This is a genomic window from Deltaproteobacteria bacterium, from assembly GCA_030654105.1.
In the GTDB taxonomy this organism is placed as follows: Bacteria; Desulfobacterota; SM23-61; order SM23-61; family SM23-61; genus JAHJQK01.
Genome location: JAURYC010000045.1, coordinates 1 through 12,522, shown reverse-complemented (window position 1 = coordinate 12,522; position 12,522 = coordinate 1). Strand labels below are relative to the sequence as shown.

The 12,522-nt window shown below is 51.1% G+C and carries 10 protein-coding genes and 2 pseudogenes; 4 read left to right on the top strand and 8 right to left on the bottom strand.

Annotated elements, in window-relative coordinates:
• Window positions 1-207: 207 nt before the first annotated feature.
• Window positions 208-420 (top strand): glutaredoxin family protein, encoded by a 213-nt coding sequence (locus Q7V48_01970; GenBank protein ID MDO9209504.1) that lies wholly within the window; start codon window positions 208-210, stop codon window positions 418-420.
• A gap of 1,247 nt (window positions 421-1,667) precedes the next feature.
• Window positions 1,668-1,850, top strand: a pseudogene (locus Q7V48_01965) (DUF4160 domain-containing protein).
• A 47-nt stretch (window positions 1,851-1,897) separates the two neighbouring features.
• Here the strand turns inward: Q7V48_01965 and Q7V48_01960 are convergent.
• The 5 genes and pseudogenes from Q7V48_01960 to hcp form a co-directional block, all read right to left on the bottom strand.
• Window positions 1,898-2,297, bottom strand: a pseudogene (locus tag Q7V48_01960) (MGMT family protein).
• Entirely contained in the window at window positions 2,288-2,800 is a 513-nt protein-coding gene (locus Q7V48_01955; protein ID MDO9209503.1) for an N-acetyltransferase family protein, read from the bottom strand. The pseudogene Q7V48_01960 and the gene Q7V48_01955 overlap by 10 nt, the downstream one beginning before the upstream one ends.
• A gap of 179 nt (window positions 2,801-2,979) precedes the next feature.
• A complete protein-coding gene (locus Q7V48_01950) occupies window positions 2,980-3,747 on the bottom strand; it encodes a 4Fe-4S binding protein (GenBank protein MDO9209502.1) in 768 nt (255 codons plus the stop codon).
• Window positions 3,748-3,991: 244 nt separating this feature from the next.
• Window positions 3,992-4,720, bottom strand: coding sequence for an HD domain-containing protein (locus tag Q7V48_01945; GenBank protein MDO9209501.1), 729 nt, complete (start codon window positions 4,718-4,720; stop codon window positions 3,992-3,994).
• 279 nt (window positions 4,721-4,999) lie between these two features.
• Window positions 5,000-6,628: a hydroxylamine reductase gene (gene hcp, locus Q7V48_01940; protein ID MDO9209500.1), complete on the bottom strand. Its 1,629-nt coding sequence runs from the start codon at window positions 6,626-6,628 to the stop codon at window positions 5,000-5,002.
• Between the two features lie 294 nt (window positions 6,629-6,922).
• Here hcp and Q7V48_01935 point away from each other — a divergent pair, with 294 nt between their 5' ends.
• Window positions 6,923-7,609: a Crp/Fnr family transcriptional regulator gene (locus tag Q7V48_01935; GenBank protein MDO9209499.1), complete on the top strand. Its 687-nt coding sequence runs from the start codon at window positions 6,923-6,925 to the stop codon at window positions 7,607-7,609.
• Here Q7V48_01935 and Q7V48_01930 read toward each other — a convergent pair.
• A complete protein-coding gene (locus Q7V48_01930; GenBank protein MDO9209498.1) occupies window positions 7,601-8,374 on the bottom strand; it encodes an aldolase/citrate lyase family protein in 774 nt (257 codons plus the stop codon). The two genes, Q7V48_01935 and Q7V48_01930, sit on opposite strands and share 9 nt — an antisense overlap.
• Window positions 8,375-8,436: 62 nt before the next feature.
• Entirely contained in the window at window positions 8,437-9,567 is a 1,131-nt protein-coding gene (gene rdgC / locus Q7V48_01925) for a recombination-associated protein RdgC (GenBank protein MDO9209497.1), read from the bottom strand.
• Window positions 9,568-9,866: 299 nt separating this feature from the next.
• On the opposite strand from rdgC, the gene ettA reads away from it, so the two are divergent.
• Window positions 9,867-11,552: an energy-dependent translational throttle protein EttA gene (gene ettA, locus Q7V48_01920; protein ID MDO9209496.1), complete on the top strand. Its 1,686-nt coding sequence runs from the start codon at window positions 9,867-9,869 to the stop codon at window positions 11,550-11,552.
• Between the two features lie 97 nt (window positions 11,553-11,649).
• Here the strand turns inward: ettA and Q7V48_01915 are convergent, their stop codons facing one another.
• Window positions 11,650-12,102: a YaiI/YqxD family protein gene (locus tag Q7V48_01915; protein MDO9209495.1), complete on the bottom strand. Its 453-nt coding sequence runs from the start codon at window positions 12,100-12,102 to the stop codon at window positions 11,650-11,652.
• Window positions 12,103-12,522: the final 420 nt, after the last annotated feature.

The following is a 12,522-nucleotide window of genomic DNA, read 5'->3' as shown; positions in this document are numbered from 1 at the left end:
GTGAGCAAAATGGCAAAATTGATTTGCGTGGTATGTGGTGCTGAAGAATCCGTCCCTGTCGTACATTGAGGGCCAGGAATCTCCGGTCCGGAGATAGATAAACTTTATTGCCCGTGCCTTCCAGAAGGTCACACAGAAAATATAGACATGCCAAAACACTGTGATAAACCAATGAAGTATATCAAATGACAAAGAAGGAGGGCTATAATGGAAAAAGAGATAATTATCTATACCACGCCAATATGCCCTTTTTGTAAGGCGGCCAAAGAGGATTTGGATCGGAAAGGTATAAAATATAAAGAAATCGACGTTTCTAAAGATGCCGAAGAATTGGAAAAAATGATCAAAATTTCGGGAAAGAGATTTGTTCCAGTAATGGTTAATGGAGAAAATGTCACAGTTGGATTCGGTGGTACTTGAGGAATTTGACGGTCCAGCGGGCAGTTGGATATTCTCTAAATAAAGTTTGCCTCCCTATGTTTGCCGCCTTCTACATAAAAAGGCGACATTTCTTTTAACCAGCTCGCAACGACAGATACCAAGCGCACAGGCATTTGCAAGACTTTCCATTTGACCGACGGAGCTCCGAGGTCTCTCGTGGTTCGCATAAGTCTGATTCGCGACTTCGTCAACAGGCACCAGAATGGACGCTGCCTTGTATGTCCCTTTCCGCTAACGCTCGGTTCCCATTTGCATCACGTGATTGCCCGCGACGACCGAGGGCCACATCATCTTCTAAACCTCGTAGCTCTATGTCCGAATCACCATCTCGTCCTCGAGCGCGTTCGCCGGCACATTGCTCCCAAAGAAACGCATTCACATCCGGAATGGCTGATGCGCGGTCAGGCAGCGCTTTCTGTTCTTGACACTTTAGGTGCAACGGAGCGCCGTGTATTCGATCAACTCTCCGAACCGCACCCCCTGCGGCAGCCGATTGCGAGCGGCGTTGAGCCGAAGTTCCAAGCAATCCTCGCACACGACGTGGCACTTGCCGACGTAAAAATATTACTTGCTGCCAATTTGGCTCGCCCGAGTGCGCTTCTCGCGTGGCGGATTGTGAAAGGTCGGGCACCCGAGCCACAAGGCCCATCTGAATATCAAGAAGCGATCAAAGCGCTAGCTCAGTCTCCTTCTGCCCTCGACGTGATAGATGTCGTCGAACGACATCTTCGCTTACTCGCGCTCCCATCCGACCGCGCTTGGTTTTTCCACCAGGAGTTAAGCTCTAGCCCCCCCGCCCTCTAACAAAGCCATCGCACGGACTCATCGCAAGCGGGCTTCACCCGCCTACTGCAGGCGGGTTATGGTCATCGTTAAATCCCAGGCTCGCTTCTCTGTCGCCTTCCGTATAAAAAAGCGACATTTTTACTTTTCCTCTTTAGCTATCTCTTTGTTTTCCTTACTTGTTGATAAAGAATTACGTCACCCTGTCGCAATTTTGCCTAATAAACGACAAAAACTTTCGTAAACCACTACCAATGTTGTTATTATGCTCACTTTCTTTCAGTAATCCTCAGTCTATTCGATCGATCGCTCCCGTTGACTTGTAGGTGCTACTCGTTATTTTGGGAAAAATATCTTTCTGCTGAAACCTAAATTTTTGGGATGCAAAAAAATTAAGATTTCAATGCCATACCCGCAATCAGGCGAATTATTTTCAAGGTGCGTACAGTGGCGAGCATCAGGCGATTATTGGGATTGATGATGGTACAGTTCTGGAAGGAAATCTACCGAAGTCAAAAATGAAGTTGGTTCAGGCATGGATCGAAATACACAGAGAGGACTTAATTGCTAACTGGCGATTGGCGGTTGAAGGCCATCAGCCGTTCAAAATCGAACCGCTTAGGTGAGGTAACCGTTTGTCAGACGGAAGGACAGGAACTTTCGATGTTACGCCTTATATAGACAGGGGTGTATTCTGCGATGGGGAATCTGGTTCGTTTGGTCCGGGCCAGCGGACTTTTTTAAGATTGATACGTCCTTTCCGATCGAACCGGATTCCTTCTGCTCGCAGAAGCCGACGCTGTCGCAAGGCTCCGTCTCCCCGAGACCGGGTGCTAACTTCTCCCTTGTGATTGATAACCCGCTGCCAAGGCACTTCCATCCCGTGAGGCAGGGCAGCCATGGCATAGCCGACCATGCGGGGGGGGGCAAAAGCCGACTATTTTGGCAATCTGTCCATAGGTGGCCACTTTCCCTGGCGGAACCTGCCGCACCACCTCGTAAATTTGTTCATAAAGGGAATTATAATGCCGCTTAGGCGATATTCTCACTTTGGTATAAATCTCTAAGAACATCCGGCAATCCTACTGCGGCGTTCCAATAAAACGACGTCTCGCCAAATCCCCGTGAGTTTTCCGAAGGTCATCTTTCCGACTTTTTCCCTTCGCCCCAGTTCCCTGAATCCGTGCTTCTTGTGCAAGTTTATACTGGAAATGTTTTCCGGAAAGATACCCGCTTGTAACGTCCAAATCCCCTTCTTCTCGGAAGCATCAACAAGAGCGGCCAGCAAGGCATCGCCGATTCCCTGTCCGCGGTATTTCGCTCCCACATAGATACTCACTTCCGCCACTCCGGAATAGACGGAACGGGGCGAAACCCGACTCAAGGCGGCCCATCCGGCGATGCTGCTTCCGACCCGGGCTACTGATCGAGGCTCCGCCAGATGGGCTGAATCCCATTTCTCCCATTCCGGGGCTTCGGCCTCGAAGGTCGCGTGCCCCGTGGCAATCCCTTCAATGTAAATAGCCCGTACTTGCTCCCAGTCGCCACGATTCATTTTGTTGATTACAAATTCCATCTTCCCCTCGTGTTTATAGAGGACCCGTTTCCTTCCCCCCGGGAATAAATTGGAATGTTAACTAAACGATATCTCACTTTTTTGCGCCGAGAGTCCAATCCTGAGTCTCCTTATCACATTTTTCCGAGACTTGACAATTAAAAAATAGACACTCCGTCGGTCGATAAGGATAATCAACCTTATCCTTTTTCTCCTAATTTCCTCAGAGGGTTGACTAAGACCTCGCCCCGGGTACTGATGATTACTTGTTCCAGGGGGATTTTCTTATTGGCGAGTTCCAATCCCTTTCTGACGATCATCGGCAATCCCTGGCAGCAGGGAACTTCCATGGTAAGGACCGTAATCGACTTGATGCCGGCGGTGTTGAAGATATCGGCAAATTTCTGGATGTAGGCCTGAGCCTCATCGAATTTGGGGCACCCGATCATCACCACTTTCCCTTGGAGATAATCCCGGTGAAAATTGGGATAAGCCGCGGGAGTACAATCCGCCGCCACGAGCAGGTCGGCTCCTTTCAAGAACGGCGCCGTCGCCGGAACCAAGCGGATCTGGATCGGCCAGTGAGTAAGAGTGGAAGCGGTACTTCCCTGGAAAGTGGGTTGGTTAGCCTCCTGACATGTTTTCGCCGGAGCAAAGCTCTGAATTTGAGCGGAGGGACACCCACAGGCCATAGTGAAAGTTTCTTTGGGCTCGGATTGCTCTCTTGCCTTTAGATGTTCTTCCACACCCTTCTCGTCAAAATCCTCGGCCTCCCTTTCGATGACTTGGAGGGCGTCATTAGGGCACTCTCTCAGACAGGCACCTAACCCATCGCAGAATTTCTCGGCAATGAGCCTGGCCTTACCGTCTATGATTTGTATAGCGCCCTCGGCACAGGAAGGAACACATACCCCACAGCCATCACATTTTGCTTCGTCGATTTTGACGATCTTCCGTTTGATTTTCATTTCTCTCTCCTTTTATTATTCTTGCCACAGAGGACACCGAGGTAAATACGAAACTTGAAACTCAAAACCCAAGACCCAAACTCTTAACTATTTTATTCTCTGTGTTCCCTGTAATACTAACGTTCAATTTCTCAAAATTTTATTAAGCAATCCCCCCCACCCTATCCCTCCCCCTCGAGGGGGGAGGGTTGGGAGGGGGTGATTTCTTTTGGTTGCGGATATGCCGCACTGTGATCTCTGTGGCTCAATTTAAAAATATATTTCGGGCCAGTTTGCGGCCACTTTCAGTAAGAAAATTATTTTCGATCATGACTTGCAATTTCTCGGGAGCTATTTTCGCATCTTGCTGGTTTTCTTCCAGGTTGACGATCAGGTCGGCGTCATAGACCACTTTGAAATTAATCGTCTCCACGGGGCGCGGGTGATGATGGTGACCGATGATGTCACAAACTTCTTCAATCATTTCCGATTTAGCGCCGAGTTTGGTCAAAATATCGTGAGCAATCGGAGGGCCATACTCTTCTTGATATCTCGCTTCCGTGCTCTGATGTTGCCGTTCCGCTTCATGAATTCCGATATCATGAAGGTAAGCAGCCGATAGAACGATGGCCGGATCTCCTTTTTCTTCTTTGACGATTTGTTCGGCATACCGGGCCACTTTCGTTGCATGGCCGATCCGCTTGAAGTCTTTCTTAAAATATTGCTTCATCTCGATGGCTACCCGGTCCTTCAACAGTTCATTTCGTTGAGCCAAAACTTCCGGCGGCAGTTCACCCAGGCACTGTTCGGCATATTTGCAATAGGCCGCGCAGCCGAAGTCCATCTTGGGATTCACCAGTTTGTTGCCGCATTTCTTGCAGCGGCGGGTGGACTCGTCCTTGAAGAACTCCACTGAGCTGCCGCAGTGGGGGCAGGTAACCTCATAGATTGCCCCCGGCTTCCAGTAGCGACTGTCTTGTCCCGGACATCTCATGGTCTTCCTCCCAAAATATTTGCCACAGAGGACACAGAGCGCACAGAGAAATAAGATCTAAAATAAAAACCAAATTCTTTACATTTTCTATTTTGATTTTTGGATTTGGACATTAATTTCATCTCGGTGGCCTCTGTACTACTAACGTTCAAACTCTGAAAATTTTGTTAAGCAATCCCCCCCACCCTTTCCCTCCCCCTCGAGGGGGGAGGGTGGGGAGGGGGTGATTTCTTTTGGTTGCGGCTATGCCGCTCTGTGTTCTCTGTGGCGAAAAGGTTTTTACCCCAGGATTACTTTCAAATCCGCATCCGCAGTGGTGATCGGTTTGATGTCAAACGCCTTGACCAGCGTATTCAGCACGGCGGGCGAAAGAAAAGCCGGAAGGCTGGGACCGAGGCGAATACTTTTGATTCCCAGGTACAGGAGGGTCAGCAGAATGGCCACAGCCTTTTGTTCGTACCAGGAAAGGATCATAGACAAAGGCAACTCATTCACCCCTACGTTGAAAGCCTTAGACAGGGCAATGGCAATTTGAATCGCTGAGTAAGCATCGTTACACTGGCCTATATCCAGGAGTCTTGGAATACCGCCGATGTCACCGAGTTGTTTGTCAAAGAAGCGAAACTTCCCGCAGGCTAAAGTCAGCACGACGGTATCCTTGGGTGCTTTTTCCACGAATTCGGTGTAATAATTTCGACCGGGCTTGGCGCCGTCGCATCCAGCCACCAGGAAGAAATGGCGGATCGCCTTGCTCTTTACCGCTTCGATCACTTTGTCGGCGACACCCAGGACCGCATTCCGGGCGAATCCCACCATGACCGAATGGCCGTTCACCTCGGCCGCAAATCCGGGTAGGGCTAAAGCCCGTTCAATCACGGCCGCAAAGTTCCGGTCTGATAGGTGGGGAATGCCCGGCCATCCCACAACTCCACTGGAAAAAATATTTTCCTTGAATGAATCCCTGGGCCTCTGGATACAATTGGTAGTCATGAGGATGGCGCCGGGGAATTCCGCAAACTCTTTAGCCTGGTTCTGCCAGGCTGTCCCGTAATGCCCATAAAAATGTGAGTATTTCTTCAATCCCGGGTAGCCATGAGCCGGAAGCATTTCCCCGTGAGTATATACATAAATGCCTTTGCCTTGGGTCTGTTTGAGAAGTTCCTCCAGGTCTTTGAGGTCGTGCCCTGAAACCAGGATGGCTTTCCCTTGCTTGGCTCCAAGGGAAACCTTGGTGGGAACGGGATGACCATAGGTTCCGGTATTGCCCGCGTCCAGAAGTTCCATTGTCCGCAGGTTGATTTCCCCGCACTTGAGCACCAGCTTGATCCAGTCATCCAAACTCAGATCTTTCCTTAAAGTAGCCGCCAGAGCTTCCTGAATGAAGGCATAAACCTTATCGTCCTCCTGACCCAGAATCTGGGCATGATCGGCGTAGGCCGCCACACCTTTCACTCCAAAAAGGAGCGTATGCTGTAACGAAAGAATATCCGGGTTAATTGTCGGATCCGCTTTCAATCCGACCTTTTCCCCCTGAGCAATCAGCCCTTCCAGATTCCCAGCAGGTTTGAAAGTGGCCGGCCCATCCTCAAAATTCACCTTTCCACCAGCGGCCTGGACTTTTTTCTTGAGCTCCTCTCTGATTTCCACACAGCGCTTAATGAGCTCAACAAACCGCTCCGGATCAAAATCCACATTGGTCAAAGTGGAAAATAAAGCCTCAACCGTAAAAACATTCACCTTCCGGTCATTTACTCCTGCTTTGCGGCCCTCCAGAGCATAGAGCGCCAATCCTTTAAGGGCATAAAGCAGAAGATCCTGGAGGGTTGCCACTTTCGGTTCCTTCCCGCATACCCCCATCTTCGCGCATCCTTCACCCTTCGCTGTTTGTTCGCATTGATAACAGAACATATTCAAGCTTTCCATTTCTTCTCTCTCCTTTCTTCTTGGGTTGATATAATTTCAGAGGCCGGCTTTTATCCTTTTTTACCAACCTTTCTTTCACCATAACTTAAAAAAGGGGGTGAATCCTTGACTCAAGTCAAGAAACTAATTTTTTTACCCTGCACCCGACACCCTTATTTTGTTCCCCTTGAACCCTCGAATCCTTGAACCCCTTTATTATTTTAATTCTATTGGGTTTTTTTCGATATGCCTTGACTTAAGTCAAAAGAAAATGATATTTCCTGGGCGAAGGGAAAAAACATGAAATTAATCGATCAGATTACCAGCATTCCCCTGTTCCAAGGGCTTGCCCGGAAGCAGTACGAAGATCTGGCCATAATCGTGGTGGATCAGGTCATACCTCGGGGAAAGATGATCTTTTCCCAGGGTGATGAGGCGGTGGGATTTTATGTGGTGATCTCGGGAAGGGTGAAGATCTTTAAACTTTCTCCCGAAGGAAAGGAGCAGATTCTGCACATCTTCGGCGCTGGGGAACCCATCGGAGAAGTGGCGGTCTTTGCCGGAGAGAAATTCCCCGCCTACGCTGAAGCTTTGGAGGAGAGCCGGATCTTCTTCTTCCCCCGGCCTGCTTTCGTGGATTTAATCGGGAAAAATCCTTCGGTGGCCTTGAACATGCTGGCGGTCTTATCCAGGCGATTACGGAAATTTGCCGGCCTGGTTGAAGACTTGTCGCTGAAGGAAGTTCCGGGGCGCCTGGCCGCTTATCTCCTTCTCCTCAGCGAGCAACAAAAGAGGGCCATAAACTTCGAGTTGGATGTTTCGAAAAACCAGTTAGCGAGCCTTTTAGGCACGATTCCGGAAACTCTTTCGCGGATATTAGCCAGAATGGAGAAGGAGAAGTTAATAAAATCAGAAGGAAAACGAATCACTATCTTGGATCGGAACGGATTGGAAGAGCTATCCGTCGGAGAAAGAAAGCTACCGTAGACGCATCTTCCTTAGCTTCTCAAGCCACTCGGTTCCAGCCCGGAGCAGAAGGCCGGCATCCGTGGATACCATCATGTACTGTACGCCTTTTTCGAGCCAGGGTCGGGCGTCTTCGATTTCCCGGACGAACGACCCCGTGACCATCCCTTTTTTGCGGCAGGCTGCAATCACTTTTTCCATGACCTCTACGACCCGCGGGTGCTTGGTCTGCCCCGGAACCCCGAGGGACTGGGAAAGGTCCCACGGCCCCAGGAAGATGACGTCGATCCCCGGCGTCTCCACAATGGCCTCGATTTCCGTGGCGGCTCTCTCCCCTTCGATATGGATCACGGTCAGCACCTCTTCATTGGACGTGGCCATGTGCTCCGCGGGAGAGACGGAAGAATATCCCGCGGCCCGGACGTAGCTGCACAGCCCCCTCTTCCCGGCTGGGTAGTAGCGGGCTGCTTGAGAAACGAGGCGCGCCGTCTCGGGGGAGTCCACCTGGGGGATCTGAACACCTTCTGCTCCGGCGTCGACAGCGCGCATAATCTGAGAAGGGTTCGGCTCCGGTACCCGGACCAGGCTGGTGATGCCCGCACACCGGGCAGCTCGGACCATGTGAGCCACGGAAGGGAAGTCGAAAATGCCGTGCTCCATGTCGATGACCGCAAAATCCCAGCCCGCATAGCCGATGACCTCCATAGCGGCTGGGCAAAGACGCATGAATGTGCCGAAGCACACCTGGCCTTCCTTGAGTTTCTTCTTCAGGGCGTTCCCTTGCATATTTTTTCCCTCCTGATCGGCTCGGCACTCTCAGGGTGCCTGTTTAGACCTTACGCCTTCTTCTATTTTTGTATCCACTTCTTCATCCGAGGGATATCCTCGGCAGACCATTGCGCCGACAAACGTTTTGTAAGGAAAAGAGTAAAAAGTTGATCAACGGTATTCAGGACCCTTTCCATTAAATAGATTCGTTCCAGGATTCGCCCTTCTTTTTCCTCCTCTTCCTCATCCATCGCCATTCCCGCAGGCAGCTTTACGGACTGGAATTGAAAACGATCGGCCTTCAAGGTTAGTTCCCATTGGTCCGTCCCGACCCCCAGCATGATCCGGGCTTCCTTTATTTTTTTCCCCTCCCGGATGGCCGCCTTACCCTCTTTCAAATCCGCATGGAGGCCCTGGCAAATCACGGTCTCGGAATATTCCCCATCTCCAGATTCAAGGATGAGCCTGCGAGCTAAAATGACCTCCACATCTCCTGTTCCCGGAATCATGACGGCCCCGCCCCTTTCCTCACTTTTAAACCACAGCCAGGTTAAAAATTCTCTTCCCAGAAAAGACGGGTCCTGGTTATTCTCGGGCGCACTTTGCGGGGCTAAGAAAACCCCTTTGGGTAAAGAGGTGACTTGCTGGGCCGTTGCCGGGTCGAGATACCGGGGGTCCCACGGCACGAAAGGGGACAGGGATAGATCGAAGGTTCTTTGGAACAATTTTTCAAAATCCTCGGTGGCTTTTGGGGCCAGGGAACTGAAAATGAGCCAGTTATCGGCGGGGGACCAGCAAACATCGTAAAAGGAGGGTACAAAAGGGGTATGCTTCAGGAGTTCCAGGCGAACCCGCTCTTTGATTTCTTCCCGTTGCCCCTTGGAAAGGGTTGGTTTCCTGCTCCCGACCAGATATTTTCTTTCCGCCTCCAGGAGTTTGACTTTCAGCAATGCCGGGGAAATCGTCTTGCGGTCAACGCGGAGGGAGAAAGCCAAGTATGCGCCCCAGGCATAGCTGCCATCGGCGAATTTTGTATCCAGGATATTTTCCAGGCTCGTCCAACCCAATGATTTTTCCTCGGTCGCCGAGGATATTTCCTGGAAGGCGTACTTTTTTAACTGCCCGTCGATATCGCCTTTGAAATGACCGGGCAGCTTGCCCGGGAGACGGTATCGGGAAAAAGTCCAAGTTCCTTTTAATAAGCCCATCATCTTTTCCTTTGCTATCTAATTTCCATTCTACCTCTTCTTTTTCCTACTCTAAAAATAACAAATATTCAACGGGAAGGCAATGTCAAGATGCTTTTCACAAAACCTCCGTCCCCTTCTTTCAGAAATTATCTTTGAGGCTTTGATTAAAAGGCTGGAATATCTCAAAAATCCGATTAAAATAGATTTCAAATCCCTTTCCAATTCCTCTTAAGCATTGTAGCAAGATTGGGATTTATTGCGCATTTAGAATTTTTCTGTAATCTATTTCCAGAAAAAACGTTTGGGGAGATTGAAATCCAATGAGCCAAAAGCCAGATAAGGTCATCTATACCATGATGGGTGTGGGAAAATATTATGACAAGAAACCGGTCCTGCAGGACATTTCTCTCGGCTATTTTTACGGGGCCAAGATCGGAGTCATCGGGTTGAATGGGTCCGGCAAGAGCTCCCTCCTCCGCATCATGGCTGGGATGGATAAAGGGTTCGTCGGACAGGCCATTCTTTCGCCAGGTTATTCCATCGGGTTTCTGGAACAGGAACCCCAACTGGATGAATCCAAGACCGTCCGGGAGATTGTGGAAGAAGGAGTCAGGGAGACCGTTGACCTGCTGAAAGAATTTGAGAGCATCAACGAGAAATTTGCCGAGCCCATGTCCGATGACGAGATGAATGGCCTCCTCGAACGTCAGGGGAAAGTCCAGGAGAAGCTGGATGCCTTGGGGGCTTGGGACCTGGATAGCCGGTTGGAGATGGCGATGGATGCCCTGCGGTGCCCGCCCGGGGATACACCCGTGCGGGTCCTCTCCGGCGGGGAGCGCCGGCGGGTGGCCCTCTGCCGCCTTCTCCTCCAGAAACCCGATATCCTTCTCCTCGACGAACCCACGAACAATCTAGACGCCGAGACCGTAGGCTGGCTGGAGCAGCACTTGCAGCAATACCCGGGCACCGTCATCGCCGTGACCCACGACCGGTATTTTCTGGATAACGTGGCCGGCTGGATCCTGGAATTAGACCGGGGCCGCGGAATCCCCTGGAAAGGGAATTACTCTTCCTGGCTGGAGCAGAAGAGGATCCGTTTGCAGCAGGAGGAGAAGGCAGAGACGGCCCTGCAGAAGACCCTCCAGCGCGAGCTGGAGTGGATCCGCATGGCCCCCAAAGCCCGCCAGGCCAAAGGAAAGGCCCGGATCAACGCCTACGAAAACCTATTGAGTCAGGAGACGGAAAAGCGCCGGGAGGAACTCGAGATCTACATTCCCCCCGGACCCCGTTTGGGCAACTTAGTCGTCGAGGCCAAGGATTTGAGCAAAGCCTACGGCGATCGTCTCCTTTTCGAAGGGATGAATTTTTTGCTTCCTCCGGGCGGTATCGTTGGAGTCATTGGCCCCAACGGCGCCGGGAAAACCACCTTCTTCCGTTTGATCACCGGTCAGGAAAAAGCAGACAGTGGAGCCCTCCGGATCGGAGAGACGGTAAAACTTGCCTACGTGGACCAGAGCCGGGATCAGCTCAACCCGGAAAAAACCATCTGGGAAGAGATCTCCGGAGGCCGGGATACGGTTCAACTTGGAAACCGGGAGGTCAATTCCCGCGCCTACGTGGCCCGATTCAATTTCACCGGAACGGAGCAGCAGAAAAAAGTGGGGCTTCTTTCCGGAGGTGAGCGGAATCGGGTCCACCTGGCCAAGATGCTGAAGGAAGGGGGAAACGTCATTCTGCTGGACGAACCGACCAACGATCTGGATGTGAATACCCTGCGGGCCCTGGAAGAGGCTTTGGAAAACTTTGCGGGCTGCGCCGTGGTGATCAGCCATGACCGCTGGTTCCTGGACCGGACCGCCACCCACATTCTGGCTTTTGAGGGAGAAAGTAAGGTCGTCTGGTTTGCGGGAAATTATTCGGATTATGAAACTGACCGCAAGAGAAGGATCGGGGCCGCCGCCGACCAGCCTCACCGGATTAAATACCGCCAGCTAACCCGTGGATAATTTCGATGGGAATAGTTGAGAATAAAGGATGTCCCCTCTATACGTTCCCTCTTTAGCATCTTGTAAATTGTTGAGTCACGAACCCTAAGACGATAGACTATTTCCTTCTGCGGAGGACCTGGATCGTTGCGTCGAGACGCTGGAGGAAACGGGAGCGATCTCGTTTCTCGAAGGGAGCTGGCCCACCTGTTATGGTCCCGAGATCGCGGAGGTGGGACAGAAGCTCCCGGCTCGCGAGGGCTTCGCCAATGCTTTCCTTGGTGAAAATGCGACCCGACGGACCGAGCACCTGGGCATCCTTTTCCAAGCACCGAGAAGCCAGGGGGATATCCCCAGTGATCACGATATCATTCTCGCTCACATGCTCGGCAATCCAATCATCTGCCGCGTTGAACTGCCCATCCACAACAACTACTTCGAGCCAGTCCTCCTGCGGGGTCCCCATCCGCGAGTTCGAAACCAAGGTGACCTTGAGCCCATAGCGCTTTGCCACATGATAGACTTCCTGCTTCACCGGACAGCCATCAGCATCGATAAAGATGTCTAACAAGCATGGACCTTTCTCTTTTAGTATATAGGGACACCATATTAGTTTTTTTCTTCTAGTGTCCTGAGTCAGAAATTCGTTTTAAAATTTATTTTGCCGACAACCTTTGTCGTGGCCCGGGGGCTGGGGCAATGAGTGCCGGCAGCATCGGCCGGGTAAATTGCTTACCTCAAAGAGCGGGCTTGGACTCCGCAATGCGCGGCGGGGTGTTTTTTTCCGCCTGGCCCCATGGAAAGACCACCGCCTTATGATGCCTAGCGAAGTGCCCCGGCCCTCGGGCCGGCTCCGGTTGAGCTAAGCCAAAATAGTCTGCGGGAGAGCAGGATTTGTTCGACGAATTTTTGACTCAGGACACTAGCTACCTGTTGATGTGAGAAGGAGATAGAAACATGAATGATAAAATTTTATTTAAATCTTTTCTAA